Origin of the sequence: Emticicia sp., assembly GCF_043780375.1 — a bacterium.
GTDB lineage: Bacteria > Bacteroidota > Bacteroidia > Cytophagales > Spirosomataceae > Emticicia.
In genome coordinates this window covers 14,429-34,516 of record NZ_JAYWCU010000013.1, presented here as the reverse complement: position 1 = coordinate 34,516, position 20,088 = coordinate 14,429, and the positions used below count along the sequence as shown (strand labels likewise).

Annotated in this window: 8 protein-coding genes; all 8 read right to left on the bottom strand. The window is 37.5% G+C overall.

Features of this window, described 5'->3' with window-relative positions; translation table 11 throughout:
* On the bottom strand, positions 1–616 hold a 616-nt coding region (locus ACH2CJ_RS01360), incomplete at its 3' end, for an IS630 family transposase (protein WP_394990276.1).
* A gap of 101 nt (positions 617–717) precedes the next feature.
* Positions 718–999: a hypothetical protein gene (locus tag ACH2CJ_RS01355; RefSeq protein WP_394990275.1), complete on the bottom strand. Its 282-nt coding sequence runs from the start codon at positions 997–999 to the stop codon at positions 718–720.
* 159 nt (positions 1,000–1,158) lie between these two features.
* Positions 1,159–3,690, bottom strand: coding sequence for an OmpA family protein (locus ACH2CJ_RS01350; RefSeq protein WP_394990274.1), 2,532 nt, complete (start codon positions 3,688–3,690; stop codon positions 1,159–1,161).
* 172 nt (positions 3,691–3,862) lie between these two features.
* Positions 3,863–4,876, bottom strand: coding sequence for a type IX secretion system membrane protein PorP/SprF (locus ACH2CJ_RS01345; protein ID WP_394990273.1), 1,014 nt, complete (start codon positions 4,874–4,876; stop codon positions 3,863–3,865).
* A gap of 215 nt (positions 4,877–5,091) precedes the next feature.
* Positions 5,092–15,393 carry an SdrD B-like domain-containing protein gene (locus tag ACH2CJ_RS01340; RefSeq protein ID WP_394990272.1) on the bottom strand — a complete coding sequence of 3,434 codons (10,302 nt, stop codon included), beginning with the start codon at positions 15,391–15,393 and terminating at the stop codon, positions 5,092–5,094.
* Between the two features lie 352 nt (positions 15,394–15,745).
* Entirely contained in the window at positions 15,746–18,061 is a 2,316-nt protein-coding gene (locus ACH2CJ_RS01335) for a hypothetical protein (protein ID WP_394990271.1), read from the bottom strand.
* A 57-nt stretch (positions 18,062–18,118) separates the two neighbouring features.
* Positions 18,119–19,183, bottom strand: coding sequence for an NAD(P)/FAD-dependent oxidoreductase (locus ACH2CJ_RS01330; RefSeq protein WP_394990270.1), 1,065 nt, complete (start codon positions 19,181–19,183; stop codon positions 18,119–18,121).
* 29 nt (positions 19,184–19,212) lie between these two features.
* Positions 19,213–19,905 (bottom strand): (d)CMP kinase, encoded by a 693-nt coding sequence (cmk, locus tag ACH2CJ_RS01325; protein WP_394990269.1) that lies wholly within the window; start codon positions 19,903–19,905, stop codon positions 19,213–19,215.
* Positions 19,906–20,088: the final 183 nt, after the last annotated feature.

The window sequence follows — 20,088 nt, the reverse complement described above, 5'->3', positions numbered from 1 at the left end:
TAATCGTGTATTTGTGTTTTACTTGTGATAGAATCTCATCAACCGCATTTTTGATGGTATCAGCAGTTTTATAATGCTCAATTTTTATCCACAAATGTTTCAAATGATGCCAAAGAATTTCAATTAGATTTAATTCTGAACAATATGGTGGTAAGAATTGAAAATATAAATTCTGCTCTTTCCATAAGCTCATTTTAATTTTTACAGTTGCTGATTTATGAAAAGAAGCATTGTCCAAAATGACTATTGTTTTCTTATTGGGTGGATAATGTTTTAGGAAATCTTCAACATATTCAATGAAGAGTTCACTGCTCATACTCCCTTGACAAGAATAGGCTTGTAGGGTATTATCTACTTGAATAAAACCAGCTATGGTCAATATATTTCCTCTTTGAGCTGGTAATTGACAAGCACTATCTTTGGGCAACCAAGCATAAATGCTCGTTGGGTTCAGACTAATACCTGTTTCGTCATAAAACCATAATTGTATCTTACCGTCTAATTCTTGGCAACGTAAATGTTTTATTTCTTCTTTGAAAAAATTAAACATAAGTATATCTCGTTGTGATTTTAAAGATTTTCTTACACGTCGCCAAGTAAACGTGGCTGATTTCAAAATCTTAATAATAGTCCATTTACTTGCCTTTTTACCTAAAACAGTTAACCATTCATAACACCATAATGCAATATTGACAACACCTAAGTTACAGGATGAGATTATCTTTTTTTTTCTTCCAAATTAAATTTACTTGGACGACCTATTCGTGCCAAATCACTCAAACCCAATATTTTATCTCTCCTCCAACGATTCAGCCATGAACTTACTGTATCTGCTTTTACATCGAATAAAGTGGCAATCGTATTGCGGTCTTTCCCCCAATGACTCCATAAAAGAGCCTGACTTCGTTGTCGTATGCGATGATTTGATGATAATCGAACCAAGGATTCTAACTCAGATTGCTCTTCCGCACTTAGATGTATATATATTTTCGTTCTCATTCAACAAAGATAACTAGCTATACTCTAATACTCGAAAACTTTTACTCTTTTACTTAAGTAAGTGATGTTCAGTGCAAATCCGAATTTGATACAAAATTAAGCAGCCGCCCCGATAAATCGGAGCGGCTGCTTAACATTCTGGAGTTTTTAACTCTTCTATCAATTCATTTGTAAAATCTTGATTTCAGTACGGCGGTTTTGAGCGTGTTGCTCTTCGGTACACTCCACACCATCAACGCAACCGTTTACTGGCATTGTTTCGCCATAACCTGCAAACTCAATACGGCTGCGACTAATACCACGCTTAAACAAATAACCAGCCGAGATTTTTGCACGTCCTTCCGAAACCTTTTGGTTAAAATCAGATTCCGAACGACTATCTGTATGGGCTCTCAATTCGATACGCATTTTTGGGTATTTACGCATCATGGCTACTAATTTATCTAATTCGGCACGAGCATCAGAGCGTAAGTTACATTTTCCATAGTCGAAATAAATATTATCAACTTGTACAATGTCACCTGTTCCGAACATAAATACGTCGGCAGTTACACCACCTTTTTTGCAATTCAATTTACGAATACGTTTCCCTTTCGAGCCAAGGTTATCTTTCGAGCCTTCTACGGTATAATCACAACCTTCCACTACAATAAATTCGTAGTTTCCAGTAGCATCGGTATAAGCAGTTTGTGTTGAACCATCACATTCGCTACGAAGCGTTACTAATACACCATCAACGGCTTGCTTAGTACCTTGCGACATTACACGCCCACGAATCGTACAAGTAGTTCCTGTCAGTACCGTGCCACTTGTGCCTGTTGTATTGCCAGTAGTTCCTGTCTTTTGCTGCCCTTGAGTTGATTGTTCTCCTGAATTTTGACCAGAAGTTTTATTATCTTTATTCTGCGACAATGCCGTAGAATCAACCGTAGGTTTTGGACGACTCATCGGTATCTCTAAACGAGAAGCCTCATTGTCACAATCTTTTGTTGAAAAACTAACAGTATTGGCACTATAACCATCTCGTGTTGCACGGAAAGCAAACTCTATATCTTGGTCGAGTCCTTCCAATTTGACACTCCCATCAGCATCACTCATTTTCTCTTTGATATTTCCATTTTTGTCTTCATAAACAATCTTGGTATTATCTAAAGGCATTTTGGTTTCGGCATCATATACTGCAATAATTAAATCACAACCTTCTTTGAGTTCACACTCCCTATCGAATTTATAAACATCATCATCAGCACCGCCACGCTTACGATTTGAGCTAAAATACCCTGATTTACGTAATCCGTCAGTTACCAAACCAAAATCGTCTTTGCTCGAATTGATTGGTGCCCCAAGGTTAATTATACGACCTTTCGAAGTAGTCCCATCCATTTGAGTAAAGAAAATATCTAAATCTCCTAAGCCCGCTTGTCCGTCTGATGAAAAATAAAGATTACCTTTATCATCGACAAAAGGAAACATTTCATTGCCTTTTGAATTAACAGTTTTACCCAAATTGATTGGTGCAGACCAGTTGTTACCATCTAAACGAGAAACATAAATATCTGTTCCGCCAAAACCACCAGGCATATCAGAAGCAAAGAATAGCAATTTTTCATCTGGCGAAAGGGCAGGATGTCCTGTCGAGTAATCGTCACTATTGAAAGGCAATTCTTTAATATTTTTCCAACCATCTTTGACTGCATCTCCTATATATAACTTCAATTTGTTGATTCCGTCAGAACTACGACGAACTTTACCATTATTGAAATTATTTCGTGTAAAAATTACTTTTGAAGCATCTTTGAAAAAAGCGGCTGGTCCTTCGTGGTATTTTGAATTGATTGAACCCCCAAATCTTTCTGATTCGGTAACGGGGCGGTCGCCATAGCCTAAGCCAGCCATTACGTTCATTCCTCCGTAAGTACCAATTGTACGAGTATCGTTGGCGGTGGGAGCAGTGTACTCATCAGAACCAACATTTCCTCCGCTGCCGCCTCTTCTGCGAGGAGCTTTTATATCACCCGAGCCTGTTCCTAAACCTGCCGCTTGTCCACCAATGGCAGATATATCATCAAGGTAAAACAGGTCAAGAAACGGGGTTTCGTTCCAGTTAAATACACGACGAACCCCAACAGTACTATGTCGATTTGAGACAAACACTAAACCATTTTTGTAGTAAGAAGGACTAAAATCTGCTGAATTAGTATTGATAGAAAGGTAGTCTACTTTATAGCAATTGGCATTTTTTGATAGTACGCTTACATCATTATAAAGTTTTGAAAATCCTTTCCCACGAGGGTCATCTTCAACTTTACGTGTATATTTATCGTACATTTCTTGTGCCTCACGGTATTTACCATTACTGGCAAGCACTTGAGCATATTTGAGGCATACTCCAATATTTTCGCCAGATAAATCGCCATTTGCACCGATAACTTCGCTATAAACACGTTCAGCGTTTTGTGTATCTTTTATCTTAGTATAACTGTCCCCCAACTTAATTTTGGCAGTCAATTTTTGTTGGTCGGTCAATCCTTTCTTTTTCAAAGCCGCTTCAAAAGCATCAATGGCTTTTACGTAACTAAGACTTTCATAGTGATGCTCACCAGTTTTCAGTAAGGCATCTTGTGCCTGTACGCTACCACCGAGCAAGGCTGCTACAACCAAAGCTTCGATTATTTTTTTCCTGAGAATCATTGTTGTTGAATTTAAAATTCACTCGTATATAGACAAATTTTATGCGTAATCGTATTGTTGTATAATAGATAGTTAAATTATAAACTTAAGGTCTAGTAAAAACTTATCATATACAACCTTCGTACCAATCCCAATAAATTTTGAGATGGAACTATTTTTTCTTGAATTTTTATTAGAAATATCTTGGCGTAAGAATTTTGTTTTTACCGAAGCCAAATTCGTAGCGAAGCATTGCCTCATGCGTTGGAATCCCAAAGAAACGACTTGTACCTGTTTTCGATTGGTCGTTTAGCCTATTAGTTGTAAAATCATAAGCATAACCCATTTTCAACTGAGGTGTCAATTGCAATTCTATCATACCAACTGCCGCATCGAATGGGTCGGGTTGGCTGAAATTTTGGAATTGCGAAATTCTTCCAGAAACTCCGAAGGAGATTTTGTCTTTTATCCAAATATTGATGTTTCCATCAACGCCAAGTGGAGCACCAACAGTGTAGCGAAGCATGGTTGAAGGCTTAACTTTAAAAGTACCTTTTCCCAATACAAAACCCATCATCGCAAAATAGTGGCGGCGAGTTTTGCCATCACCTTTTTTTGCATCAGCACCAAGATTAAAATTGGTAATTGAGTTTTGCATAATTTGTGGGCAAGAAATACCAATATACCCACGGTCATTGCTTAGGTAAATACCTCCTCCAACGTTTGGTAACATACGGCTAATATCCGAACTACCAGCAAAAACAGGGTCATTCCCTACATTTTGTGCATCGGATAATGCCCAACGAACATTGGTTGCACCACCTTGCACACCAAAGGCAAGTGTAGCACGCGGACCTACTTTTACTCGGTAAGAATAAGTAAGAAAAAGCCCTGTATTTTTGGCAAGACCAAGACCATCATAAGATGCTTGTAGCCCAAGACCCATTTTTTCATTCTTGATTGGCATATCCATCGAGAAAGTATAGGTAGTTGGTGCTCCAGGCACTCCAATCCACTGGTAGCGTCCGAGGGCGGTTAAACTCAATACGTCACGGCTACCTGCATAAGCTGGATTTATGGCCATTGTATTAAACATGTACTGGGAAAACATCGCTTCTTGTTGAGCGAAGGTTTGGTAGCTGCTTGATAACGCTCCAACGAGCAAAAGCGTAGCTAACCTGTTTTTCAGGTTTGTAAAGTTCTTCATTTTTTACCCAATTAAATAGTACGGATAATGTTGCTTGTAAAGGTTTATTCAATTTTATTGACGCAACCTTATAAGCTTTTTTATACTCAATAGCAAACAAAGTTACATTAAAGTTTTAAAGTATCAATATTTTTTTTAAATATGATAAATTTTAAAGTTTTGGATAAATTTCGAATGTATTAACCTTCGAAATTTATCCTCTTTATTTTTTATTACTATCTCGCAATAGTAATGAATCCGATTTTTGTATTCCCTTCCCACAATCCCTCTGCTCTCACAGCGTAGTAGTAAGTCCCATCGGGAACTCCAATTCCCTTGCTTCCGAGTAATAGTCCGTTGGTGGCTACACCGTCCCATCCTTCTTCTTTACCGAAGTCGGTACTTTGATATACCAACTGCCCCCAACGATTGTAGATAAAAATTTCAGCTATTCTGTCGGTTTTATTTATTCCTGTTATGACGAACATATCACCGTTTCCGTCTCCATTTGGAGAGAAAGCACTTGGAATTACTACCAATGAGTCTGCAATTGCGATCTTACCTTTGATAGTAATGACAGTTGGCTCATTGTTGTTGCCTGGGTTTTTATCTCCATCTGGGTCGGCATTCAGACCTGCTTGCGATAAGTCTTTCACGTTTGTAGTACTATCTTTGGCTGTGCCACTAATACTATTAGAGTAGATGGCATCGCCTTGTTTCGCAGTCAATAATCTGAGTTTGAAAGTTAAGGTATCGCTTGCTCCCACTGCTAATGAACTACTTTCGGCTTTCAACATCGTTGAGATTGTTCTACCATTGAAAGTACTATCTATTTTCAACTTGCTATTTTTGCTCAAGGTTGGCTTATCTACCAGAACAAATTCGGCACTGTCAGCAAATACTTGTCCAAGGCTATCGCTCAATTGCACATTAGTCAATTTATGGATACCATAGTTTTTGATAATTATAGTATATGATAGATTGTAAGTACCATCTGCATTTTTAATCGAGTCGAGTTTTGCGGCTTTTGCAATACCTAAAGTCGTTGTAAAAGTTGGTATTGGTGTTACAGTACCAAGTTTCACTGGCGTAGCAAGACTGTTGTCTTTTGGAGTACCGTTAGCATCAGGGTCAGGGTCCATCCCTGAAGTTGAAAGATCATCTACTGATTTATTGCTTGGGTATTTACCAATTGCTAATGCTTGATTCTCGAAAGCGTTTTTACCTCCTACCAATGTTACACGAATAAATAAAGTTATACTACGTGTGGTATTTTTAGGCAAGGTACTCAATGAATCAACCAAGAGATTAATCAAGCTACCACGACCTGTAAAGTTGCTGTTAGCTTTGAAACCAGTATCTACTTTTACATTAACAGAATCAATCTTTACACTATCTCCGAATGTTACAGAAAGGTTATCTTGAACCTGTACACCTGTAAAATCAGTTTTACCATAGTTTTTCACTTTGAAAGTAAAGGTCACATCATAGGTATTAGTTGTACCTGCTACTTTCACTGCTTCGCTTGCATTTTTTGATAGACCGATGATGGCATCTGGCAAGTTATTAAAATTGATAACAGTTGGTGCATTACCCACTGGATTCGGGTCGATACCTGTATTCGATGCATCACTGATGAGTTTACCACTTGGGGTCTTTGCCGTTACGATAACTGTATTTCTGAATGGCCCTTTATTATCGCCTATCTGTACGTTTATTACCCACTTAATGGTATCTACTTTACTTGGTGCAATTTGACTATCGCTCAACAACATACAAGTATTGGTAATGCCATCGTAAGTATTATCTGGCTTTAATTGACTTCCTGCACTTACAGTTGGCTTTTGAATAATGGTTGCAATTATTGGTGAGTTGAACGTTCTTGCCAATGTATCACATATTTGTATATTCGACAAGTTCAAGTTACCACAGTTTTTGATAATAGCGTTGTAAGTAATATTATAACTACCATCTGGCTGTTTCAAGGTATCTTTTACATAAAGTGCTATGCCAATACATGGAACTTCGATTGAACTTCCGCCATCAGAACCAAGATTCAAATTAGTAGGGTTACTACCCGGTGCATCAGGGTTTAGACCTGCATTTGACAAATCCGTCACATTTTCTGTCGAACCGCCTGTGAGTGTACCTAAAGCACTCACGACCGCTGTGTTAGCAAATGATTTTAACGTATCTGGCTGAACATTTACTGTAAATTTCAAAGTATCTGTTTTTCCAACTGCAAGGGTACTTCCAGATAATGTCAAGCGACTGTCACCTGTACCATTGAAAGCACTATTGATAGTTAATTGACTACCTGAGTTTTTGGTTGGTACTCCCACCACTGTAAACGTAGCTGGTGCTTTGAATACTTTGCTTAGCGTATCTCTTAAAATTACATTATTCAGCGTTATTGAACCATTGTTTTTCACGAGTAATTGATAAGTAATGTTGTAAGAGCCGTTAGATTTCTTAGTAGTATCCAACACTATTTTCGCAAGACCAATACTTGGTGATTTGTAAAGTTTCACTACCGTAGGTTCGGCACTTGGCTTATCTACTACCTTTCCGTTGTTTGATACATCAGAAACATCTTGTGGAACACCAAAAATCGTGTTTCCAATTGCTTCAACTATGGCATTGGTGCTAAATGGCCCTTCTTTACCGTTTGGTACTATGTTTATTACAAACTTCACTGTATCTATTTTACCTGCCTCAATTTCACTTCCTGCGGGAATTGTCAAGTTGGGGTCTGTTGAACCATTGAAACTATCGTTGGTTATCAATTTGCTACCAATACCTGCTGTTGGTTTTTGAACAATGGTGAAGGCTGTTGGTAGAGGGAACATAGTTGCCAAATTTTCGGCAATTTTCACCCCTTCGAGTTTAACATTACCACAGGCTTCAATTAATGCACGGAATGTTATGTTATAGCTGCCATTTGCTTGGCGAGTTGTATCGGCCGAGAGGGCTAATCCTACGCAAGTTTCCTGACAAGTTTTACATTCTACTGCCCATTGACTAATGTTATTGCTGGTGATTGGATCAACTTGGTCAAGTTTAGTAATCTTGGCAGTATTGATAATCTTACCTGCTTTAGTAGTCTTAGATTCGTAAGTATATGTTTTAGTTGCACCACCTGGCAAGCTACCAATCACACTCAATAAAGAATCAGTACCGAAAGCCGTAAAGCCTGGAGTAGCTGAAGTGATTGCTAAGCCTTTTGGTAGTACGTTTACAATATTTACATTCGTTGCGGTCTTCGTGCTGTTATTTTTTACTGTAATTGTATATGTAATAGGGTCTCCGACTTTCAGCTCAACACGTGAACCTACGATTACGATACTAAGCTCTGTTTGTGTAGTATCCGTAGGATTACGTGTACATTGATCAATCATTACAATGATTGGCGAACTTGAACTGTAACAACCTATCGTACTTTTTTCAAGTACATAATAAGTACCTGCTCCTACTGCACTCACATTGGCAAGCATTGGTGAACTTGCTGCACTTCCTGTATGGAACTCGAATACGCCTCCTTGGGATTTAGGCTGGCTCGAAACCGCACTATTAAGGTTTACAACTGTTGCTGGGCAAGTATTTTTAGTAATTGATGCAACAGTAGGTGCTGAAATGGCACTTCCAAGTACTACTACTATTTCGTTTGAGCTAAGTGAGGCACATCCACCTTCTTTCAATAACTTAACTGTATAGCGGCCTGGCGTTTTTACGGTGATGCTCTTAGTTGTTGCACCGTTGCTCCATTTATAAATGCCCACTTCATTTGCTGTCAAAACTATTGAATCCCCGAAGCAAATATTTGGTGATTTATTAGATACAATGGTTGGTACAGTTGTTACGCCATTCAAAGTAATTTTGAAAGTAGAACTTGCTGCCACACATGAGCCATTATCGTCTGGATCGTTTGTAGTAAGAGTAAATGAAACATTCCCTTTGATTACGTCATCTTTTGAATAGAAGTATTTTGTATTCAAACTTAAAGCATTATCAAATGAACCTTTACCGTCAGTTGTCCATTTTGCACTACTTGCAGAGCCACCGATTTGACCTTTGAGTGTGAAGAAATCATCGCTCAAGCAAACCGTACTGTCTTTACCTGCTTTGGCAGTTGCTGGGTTGGTTACGCATGATGGATTAACAAGCTCACAAGAAGTAATGTTTACATTAATCTTGCTTCCATCGCTGTAACAGCCATTTCCTGCTTTCTCAAATACGTAGTATGTACCAGTTCCGACCGTTGATGGATTCGTTACTGCTGGTGAACCTGGCGTTGTTCCTGTACGGAATACAAACCCACCACCTTGTGATGACGGCTGGGTTGTTACACCAGTTGTCAAATCAACCGTTATGTATGGGCATATATTTACGAGGTCTTTGGCTGTTGGTTTTGTTAAACCCGAACCTGTCACCTGAACTGTAATAATATTCGATTTTTCACTTTGGCATCTTCCTCCGTCACAAATAGCTGAGTAGCTTGTAATAGCTATTGGTGAAACAGTAATGACTGCACCAATTTGACCATCAGACCACTTCACTATTCCTGTGCAACCTGCTGCTTCGATTTGTGTACTTGAACCACTACAAATCTGTGTGTTTTTACAACTTACAACTGGAGGAATTGGGTTGCCAACATTGATAGTTGCTGCTGCTGACGGTGCTGATTCACATGAACCTACTTTACAAATAGCAGTATAAACCGTTGTTACTGTAGGGTTAATATTGATAGATACTGATGTTTGACCCGTTGACCAGAGAACTGTTCCACTACAACCTAAAGCATTAAGTGTAAGTGTATCTCCTTTACATATCCGTGTTGCAGAACATGAGATTACTGGAGATTCTGCCTTAGTTATAACATTAACTATTATTTTGACTGATTGGTCGCTGGTACATCCTCCTTGCGGCAATTTACATACAGCGGTATATTCGGTATTTGTAGTTGGGTTTACTGTTATAGGAGATCCTGTTAGACCATTCGACCAAACGGTTGTGCCAGTACAACCTACGGCTGTAAGTACTACGGCATCACCTGCACAAATCGTTGTTTTATCGCTACTGATTGTTGGTTTGTTTGGTTTGCCAACAGTTACAGTTATTTTATTAGATGAACCGCTTTCACAAGTACCAGATGTACAAATCGCTGAGAAAGTTGTTGTTATTGCCACATTTACTGTAATGCTGCTTCCTGTCTGACTATTTGACCAAACTATTGTTCCGCTACATCCTAAGGCAGAAAGTGTGACATTTCCTGGCTCGCAAATGGCAGTAATTGATGCCGAGATGACTGGTGCTAAACCACCTCCAGTTTGAATGGTTATTATATTTGATTGAACACTTTCACCACATTCGTTTGTACAAGTTGCTGAATAAGTTCCAGCTCCTACTGAAATTGTTAAGCCAGCGGTACCTGTACTCCATTTTACTGAACCAACACAACCTGAAGCTATCAATGTAGCTGTTTCGTTGCCACAAACACTTGTTTTGTTTGTAGCAATGGTCGGTGCATTTTGAACTTGACCACCACCGATAGTGATAGTTTTAGTTGCTATACCTACACATTCTTCTACAATACATTTTACTGTGTAAGTTGTGGCAACTGTTGGATTAACAGTAATTGCGGCTGTTGTTGCACCAGTGTTCCACGATAATACTCCTGCACAATTGGCTGCTGTCAATGTTACCGTACCTCCACTACAAACTGCATCACTCGTAGCATAAATAGTTGGTGGTGTTTGGTTTATAACTGTAATTGTTGCAGGTTTAGATGGGTCACTTACACAACCATTTACTGTACAAATTGCGGTATAAGTTGTGGTCGTAGATGGTGTAACGGTCATTGTTGCTCCTGTTGCTCCTGTACTCCAGGTTACTATACCTTCACAACCATGAGCTATAAATGTAAGTGATTCGCCTGCACAAATTCTCTCTTTACCACAAGTTACAATTGGAGTAGTAGGTTTTGGTGTTACTTTTATAATTTTGGTAGCTTTACCACTACATCCGCCTACCAAGCAAGTTACTTCATAAGTTATTGTTGTTGTTGGTGTTATAGTAATTGAGGTTGTTGTTGCACCTGTACTCCAAGTTAATGCTCCTGTGCAATTTGTAGCCGTCAATGAAACAGACTCACCTACGCAAACGCCATCCTTACTGGCTGTTATTAATGGTATTTGCCCACCAGTTGCACTTACAGTAATGATTTTCGTAGTAGAACTTTCACATTCTCCTACACTACATTTTACTGTATATGTGGTTGTAGCAGTTGGTATTACTGTGATTACTGGTGTTGTTGCACCTGTACTCCACAATAATGTTCCTGTACAATTAGTTGCTGTAAGTATTACCGAACCTCCACTACAAACTGTTTCGTTGTTAGCTGTAATATTTGGTGTCGGAACTGTTGTATTTGTTATTATTATTGAGTTAGACTTAGCACTGTCGCCACAAATATTGCTACAAATAGCTGAGTAAGTACCGGCTCCTACCGAAATCATGGATCCTGTTACTCCGGTACTCCATTTTACTGTTCCTAAGCAACCTGAGGCTGTTAATATTGCTGTGTTATTTCCACAAAGTGTATTTGTAGTCGTTGCAATAACTGGTACAGAAGGTGCAATACCTACGCTGATTACAATTTCGCTTGATTTGGCACTTTCGCCACAAGTATTGATACAAATAGCGGAGTAAATACTTGTTCCTACCGAAATCGTTGAGCCTGTAGCTCCTGTACTCCATTTTATAGTACCACCTACACAGCCTGTAGCTGTAAGTTTAGCTTTATCATCGCCACACAGCGATGTTTGACTTGCAGAAATTACTGGAGGAGTTGGTACTATACCCCCACCTATGTTAATAGTTTTTGAAGCAGAACTTTCACATTCTTCTACAATACATTTTACCGTATAAGTTGTGACAACTGTTGGATTTACAGTAATTGCGGCTGTTGTTGCACCTGTGCTCCACAATAATACTCCTGCACAATTGGCTGCTGTCAATGTTACCGTACCTCCACTACATACTGACTCTGAAGAAGCTGTAATAGTTGGTGGTGTTTGGTTTATAACTGTAATTGTTGCAGGTTTAGATGGGTTGCTTACACAACCATTTACTGTACAAATTGCTGTATAAGTTGTAGTCGTAGCTGGTGTAACGGTCATTGTTGCTCCTGTTACTCCTGTACTCCAGGTTACTATACCTTCACAACCATGAGCTATAAATGTAAGTGATTCGCCTGTACATATTCTCTCTTTACCACAAGTTACAATTGGAGTGGTAGGCTTTGGTGTTACAGTTATAATTTTGGTAGCTTTACCAACGCACTCACCATTGCTACATTTAACTTCATAAGTAGTAGTAATTGGTAGTGTTACCATGATTGATGAGGTTGTTGCACCTCCCGTCCATGATATATTTCCTGTACATCCTGTCACTGTTAATGTTGCTGCTTCACCTACGCACAGAATTTCTTTACTTGCAATAATTACTGGTGTTTCAGTAGGTGATACGGCAACTGTTACTATTGACGACGTTGTACTTGAACATTCGCCCACTTTACATATTGCCGAGTAGCTTGCTGTTGCATTTGGTGTGATGGTGATAATTGTTCCTGTCGAACCGTTAGACCAAACTATTGTACCCATGCAATTGCTTGCTGTTAATGTCGCTGTTTGTCCCTTACAAATGCTAGTATTGTTGGTAGCAATTGTCGGTGGATTACTTGGTGTTCCAACAGTAATAGTAATGATATTTGATTTACCACTTACACATTCTCCTTTCTTGCAGATGGCAGTATAAGACGTTGTTGTTGTTGGTAAAACTTCGATGCTTGCACCCGTTGTACCATTCGACCATGTTATTGTACCTGTGCAGTTATTAGCTTTTAAAGTTATTTTTCCTCCGCCACAAATAACATTAGTTGTTGAACTTGAAGTAATAAGTGGTGCTGCAATAACATTTACTACAACTGTTACCGAGTTTGATTTCGGACTGATACAGTTATCATTTATTTTACATTGTGCTGTATATGTAGTTGTTGCACTTGGTGTTACTGTTATGATTCCACCAGTTTGACCATCAGACCATAAGATTGTTCCGTTACAACCAATTGCTTCGATTGATACGCTTTCTCCCAAACAAATGTAAGGATTTGAACAAGCAATGAGTGGCGTGATTGGGTTACACTGCGACTGCTTAATAATAATATCTGCGTCATCGTCGTCATCTTCACCTTTATCTATACCATTGTTTGGTGTTGAATCTAAGTCTTTTTGGTCAGATTTTGTAACTTGTGCCCAGTTTTTAATCGTTCCTGTACTGGCTGTTACTTTAGCTACGATTTTGAATGTAGCTGTTTGACCAATATTGATTTGATTGAATTTTGCAACGACGGTATTTCCTGAAATATTCATCAAATCTCCGCCTGTTGCTATTTCCACTTGTAACCCTAATGGAACAATATCTGATACTTCTACATTTGTTGCAATAGAAGGTCCATCATTTTTAACATCTATATAATAAGTAATAATATCTCCTATACTTGGTGTTGAGTTACTTACTGTTTTGTTTAAGCTCAAATCTGCAATTGGTTCAACTTGTATAAGTGTAATTGCCCCATCAATTGTTGGAATATCTTTCTTCGATGGAACTAATGGGTCGATGCTCACTTTTGGAGAATAACCTGTTGTTGCATTAAAATCATTATCTTTTGTATCATCTGAGCCAGCATCAGTTTTTGTTGAAATTAAATATGTTGCTGGTATTGTTGATGTTATGAGACGTACTACATAATCTCCCTTTAGCAACTTATTAAATGAATATAATCCACTTGCATTCGTGGTAGTTGTATTCAATGTCGCACCAATTGGATTTCCTGATAGATTCGAGGCGTATAATTCCATTTTTACGCCTTCAACACCTGGTTCACTTGCATCTTGAATACCATTGTTATTCAAATCTTTCCAAACAAAATCTCCGATTGAACCAAGTGGACTGTAGAGACCTGCATCAATTGTGAGATTGTTTCGTGCTACATTTCCTAATGGTTGAGTTGTATCAATTGCTATAGCATCAGTTGTTCCATCTGGATTAACATTACTATCTTTAGTAGTATCGCCACCTAAGAATTTAGCTGTTGCTTCGCTACCTATTGGTAATACAAATTTTACTTTATAATTTCCTGTCAATAAGCTATCAAACAAATATTTTCCTAAGCCGTCGGTTATTGTTGAATCTAATTTTACTCCTGTATTTGAATCTAACAAATATACTTTTACATTTGCAACTGGGGGTTCAAGAGCTGTTGTTCCTTGTATTCCATCGTTATTAGTATCCATCCATACATAATCACCAATTGAACCATAAGGCCCCTCAATTACTTGCACTGCACAACATCCTTGGGCTGGACAAGTCGTAACATTAGTTGTAAAACTATAATTACCCGGAGCTTTAATTGTCAATGAAGTATCAGCATTCACAACGGCTTGAGTCATCGTGCCTGTTACCTCTGTAGTACCACGAAACCATTTTATGGTTGTACCATATTTGAATGGTGCAGGAACTGATACTTTATATTCTTCACCTGGGTACCAAAGTAATGGCACTGAAAAACAACTTACTGAAATATCATCTTCATTTAAGTTTGTGTTATTTGGAGTAGAATCAATATCTTTTTGACCTGCTCCCATTGATTTTACTTCGGCAGTATTGAAAAATACACCTCGTTGTATAATACTGGCAACGATTTCCAATTTTACCGAATCGCCCGAAGCTAAAGAAGCTACACTCCAAAGACCAATTCCAGTACCAGCACTGTAATTGAAATTTACTCCTCCATTATGGCTTAAAAGGGTTGCTCCTCCAATCGGAAAGTTATCTTGTACAACAATGGCATTGGCGGTACTTGGCCCTGAGTTTTTTAACCACAAAGTATATTTCACGGTTCCATTCAACGCAGGTAAGGAATTGTCTATTTTTTTACTAAGAGATAAGTCTACTGATGTATTTGTTTGGGCAGATAGCCCTAAAACAGTAAAAAACATCAACACAATTGTTATTGCTAATCCTTTAAAAAAGGAGCTTTCAGGATGCCTATTTTCTTCATTATATATCTGTATCAGCGAAGGAAATGATGTTTTTTTTCGCTTTAATTTTTTATCAAAATGACTCCCAATAAGATAATTTTTGACCGTTAAGCTATTTTGGATGGGAAGTCTATTCATCATTAAATCTTGATTCGTTGTAAAATTAGGCAAGTTGTTACTTAATTGGTTATTACTTTCGTCTGTAAAATATTCTTGCAAAGCTTTTTCTTCTGAGGAAACAGTAGAATACCAACTAAAACCACTTTTTTGAGTAGTATTAGAAATTTTTTTACTGTTTTTTTGCATAATAAATAAACTCATTACGCTGACAATTTTCTGGACAAACACCAATACTTTTTTGTCTTTTGGTTTTGAGTATGTCTGTGAGGGGTTATCTACGAATGCTCTTACCCCGCTTTGTGTAAAATTGTGTCTCATCTGCTAAGTTTTTTATATAATCTTCAACCTAATAATCAGAGTACGATTTATATCTCTGATGGTGTAAATATTCTTATGCAATCCAAAGAATATATTATTTTGCACTGATACATAAGTATCCAAAACTGTGCCAAACCCTTTTTTGTTACCGTTTAATAAAAAATGATTTCTTGAAGTTCAATTGATAGGAAAAAACGCTCTTGTAGATGCTTTAAAATTGACATTGTATTGAGTATGCAATAATCGTGCCTAATACATACAACAAAAAAACATCCGTTAGTTAACGAATATTTTTTTTACAGAATTCATTGAATAAAATCTTATGCTAAATAGCTATTTAACTACGTAATTATTAGAAATCATATCCTAAAGACAGATATAGTTTCCCTTTTCCAACCTCTTTGTCTTCAAGCCCCCAAGCGTAATCAGCTTTCACAAAATAGCCCAGAATAGTTGTTCTAACACCTAAGCCATAGCCTACCAAAAAGGGATTTTTGAAGTTTGTAACCGTGGCACGAAAAGGGTTTTGAAAGCCTCCAATGACCTCTGTATTCAAGCTATTTTGACGATTAAAAGGCCCTTTGTTTCCATACCAAGCGGTACCAATATCAGAGAAACCTACAAACTGTAAATTACGGAGAAAATTAGAAGTCAGTGAGCCTTTTGATACATATTGAGCTAAAGGCAATCGTAGTTCAAAGTTGGTTAATAAATGACTTGTACCGAATAATTTTGCAAAATCGAAACCTCTTAAGTTGCCTGCATAATCATAAAAAAGTATGTCTCGTAAATCACGTGGCACGCCAATTCCTTGTCCATTAGTTTGCTCAATACTACGGTTTATACTGTTTTCTACTCCGCCCAAAATTGTAACTTTCGGAGATTTTCCAAGTGAGCGACTATAAGAAACACGTGCCGCAAAAATAAGGCTTCCAAATATTTTCTGATAATGTCGGGCATCAACTACTAAGCGACTGAAATTCTCTGAACTGCTCTTCAAACTGTATGAACGGTCTATTCGAATTTTGGCACGAGTTCCTGTCAAAACTTTACTAAAAAGCGGCGTGGTATTATCAAAAACTACTTCAACACGACCACCTAAATAAATAGATTGCAAACTCTTTCGCCCTAAATCTGATACGTCAATATCGGAAGTAGATAGCAAAAATGGAGAAGCACTCACACGAAGGTTTGGGTTAATCGGGTATGAGGCAAAAGCTGAAAACTTATTATAATAGATACGGCGGTCAATTGTAAAAGCAGCAGACGGAGGTAAATTTATATTGAGCGGACGAAACAAATATAAGCTACGGTTATCTAAATCGCCCAGTGCAATAGAACGTCGTTGAACATCAACACCCCAATCAATGCGTTTTACATTATTATTATACCCCAAAAATACATCATGGTTTCGTAAAACTGGTGTGATAAAAAGGCCCAATTTAATGCTATGATTTTCGAGCAAATCGTTCATCACTAAAGTATTTTTCATCCCCATTCTTCTAACTGGATCCATCAAAAACTCTGACTTAATGTCGTTGGCAATGATGATGTTTTCGTAAGCAAAAGGACCTTTTACCTTCAAAGTTTCTTTCAAACGATTGAGCCTTGGCGATGATTTATCAATATTTTCGCCTTTGGTTTTGGCAGTTTCAGCAGCAAGAGCTTTTATTACATTTTCTGAATCAAATTCATAATTATCAGTATCAATTTCTCCAACTCCAAGTACTAATTTTTCTTTCGTTACAATAGTTTCAACTTTTGGGGTGATAATAGTTTTCTTGTCACCATCGTCGATGATTTTTTCGCTATTATTGGCGTACGAACTGTTGATATAATACTCTTTCCATTCTCTAATAAAACGGTTGTAAGAAATACCCAACGTGCTGGTGATGCTTGATTCTTCGGTGCGAATGATGCGAGTAAGGTTCAGAATATTTGAAATATTATCTTTTCCATAACGAACCGCAATATAGTTCCAGATAGACTGCCCTATAATTTCGGCATCTTTACCAGACAAATGGTCAATTTTCTTATCTTTATTTTTCAAAATACTTGTACGCATGCGGTCAAGCATTACCAGATCATTGTTGTCTTCGGAGATATAAGTAGAAATTCCTGCCATATACCATTCAGGAACAGTCAATAATAAAGAACTCTGTAAAACCTCTTTCAAACTGCCTCCATAAAGCATATCATAGACAAACAAGCGAGCAATTTGTCGAATCAAATCTTTCTTAAACTCCTCTTCGTTTCCGGTATAGGCGATTTGCACTCGAGATTTTGCTAAATTCAGAATACTTCCATCTAAATCAATCGGAGCAGTGAGTCCAATGTTGCTTTGGGCTAAATCTTTGGGCGAATTATACAAGAAAATCTTCATTGTTGTGAAAGGTGTATAACCCAACAACTCAGTGATTCGGTCATATTCGTTTTCCGAAATTTTGGCTGCATTCTGAGCAATTTTATCTCCTCCACGATAATAATTAAACTCAAAATTATTGCTCCGAATCGTGAGCCACTCAAAACGTTTATCTTGAATACGATTTTTGCCAAATTCTTCTTGAGTGGAAGAAAAATAGCTTTGTGCAGAACTATTATTTATTCCTAATGCAATCATTAAGAATAAACTGATGCTTATTCGACGAAGGGTAAATAAATTTTCCATACCTCTATAATTTTTCCAAGAATTCAGACGATTTGCTAAAAAACCAAAGGCAAAATCTTACAACGAATATAACGAATAAAAACGCTTAATGTTAGATTCGGACATTAAAACTTTATTTTTTTCTAAAAAACAAAGCATTTCTTCGGCAAAAAATGGTGCAAGCGAAACTCCTTTTGTACCGAGACCGTTAAATACATATACGTTGTTATGAAGCGGATGGTTGCCCATGAACGGGCGGCGGTCTTTTGTAGTGGGACGAATACCCGCTTCTTGATTTGTAATTTTGTAAGATGGCAGCAAAAACTTATCAATTTTGCTGGAAATTAATGCCCTTCCACTTTCGGTTGTTTCCCAATCAAGTTTATCCCAAACATAAGTAGAGCCAATGCGACATTTTCCATTACCCAAAGGGATAATCCAAGAGCCTTGGTTGACTATTTCGGCAATATTATAACCTTCTACATCAGCCAAAAATGTTTCGCCCTTAGCAGGATTGAAAGGAATCCAGTTGAAAAATGGATTTTGAGAAGCATAATAACCTTCACAAAAAATGATTCGTTTTGCTTCAATATCTTTGTAAATAACTTCATTTTCGGAAACTTCTAATGCCTCGTGCACAAACTTTTCGGCTTGATAAACCTCTCGATTACGGAAATGTATGCGGAAATTCTCTATCATTTTTGGTACATTAACCCACCCTGCAAATGACGTATGAAGCCCCCCCAAAGTGTTAGTAATAGCTGAATATTCGGTATTATTTGCCGATATAATTTTAATATAATTTCCTAAATCATATTCATCGGTCAGTCGCATAAAGTGCTTTTGTTGCTCCTCGTTAGCAAAAGGTCGATAAAGATTTGTTTCGTGATAAAATGTAGCATTAAATTCTTTTTCGAGCGAAAGATAAAAGTCTTTTAGATAAGGAAATATTTTATCGGCTAACCAAGTTTTATCTAAGTTTTTACCTGTAATGGGATTGAAAATTCCACCAGCAACTTGAGAAGAAGTTGGCAAAGATTCGTCATTCAAGACAATTATTTTTTTATCGGCTTTCAGTAATTTATATGCCAATAAAGAACCTGCAATTCCCTGCCCTACGATTATATAATCAAGTTTTTTCAAAAATACAAAAATTATTTACTGATAAATGTTCAATTTCTAATCGCTCTACTCAATGCCTCGTCTGCCAAAATACAAACCATTTCAACTTGCTCATCAAGCGTCATATATGAAGTATCGATATAGACAGCATCTTCTGCTCTCATAAGTGGGCTTTCTTTACGAGTGGTATCTATCAAGTCTCGTTTTTTAATATTTTCGATTATTTCTTCAAAATCTACTAAGTCACCTCTATCATTTAGTTCAATTTGTCGACGATTGGCACGAATAATTGGGTCGGCAGTCATAAAAACTTTCAATTCGGCATCTGGAAAAACTACCGTTCCAATATCTCTTCCATCTAAAACTACGCCTTTCTTTTTACCCATTTTCCGTTGTTGAGCAACCATCGCATGACGTACTTCGGCAATAGCACTTACTTCGCTCACTTGATTAGCAATGTACAATTTTCGAATTTCATCTTCCACATTTAAGCCATTCAAGTATGTTTCATTTCTGCCGTCATTGGGATTTCTCCGAAATTCTATTTGAATATTTTCGAGAGCCTTAATAACTTCTTTTTCGTTGGTGAGCGTAATTAAATGTTGATAAAAGTATAAAGTAACAGCCCGATACATTGCTCCCGTGTCGATATAACCATACCCTAATCGTTTGGCAACTTTTTTGGCAGTTGTACTTTTGCCACAACTCGAATAGCCATCAACGGCAATGGTAATTTTATTCATCAAATGGAAAGTTTTTTGCAAAGAAAATCCTAATTTGCGAAAGTAGCAACGAGAAACCTCAGTGTACTATGCACTAAAACCTAAATATTGAATATAAATCGCTCATTATCAGTAGATTAAATAATCGTTCTAATTTCTTCTATTTAAGAATAATTTATTATTACGACAAAACATTCATAATTA

Excerpts from the sequence above, each read along its gene's own strand:
- ACH2CJ_RS01335 (WP_394990271.1), bottom strand. The coding sequence starts at position 18,061 with ATGGAAAATTTATTTACCCTTCGTCGAATAAGCATCAGTTTATTCTTA.
- ACH2CJ_RS01345 (WP_394990273.1), bottom strand. The coding sequence starts at position 4,876 with ATGAAGAACTTTACAAACCTGAAAAACAGGTTAGCTACGCTTTTGCTC.
- ACH2CJ_RS01355 (WP_394990275.1), bottom strand. The coding sequence starts at position 999 with ATGAGAACGAAAATATATATACATCTAAGTGCGGAAGAGCAATCTGAG.
- ACH2CJ_RS01350 (WP_394990274.1), bottom strand. The coding sequence starts at position 3,690 with ATGATTCTCAGGAAAAAAATAATCGAAGCTTTGGTTGTAGCAGCCTTG.
- ACH2CJ_RS01340 (WP_394990272.1), bottom strand. The coding sequence starts at position 15,393 with ATGAGACACAATTTTACACAAAGCGGGGTAAGAGCATTCGTAGATAAC.
- cmk (WP_394990269.1), bottom strand. The coding sequence starts at position 19,905 with ATGAATAAAATTACCATTGCCGTTGATGGCTATTCGAGTTGTGGCAAA.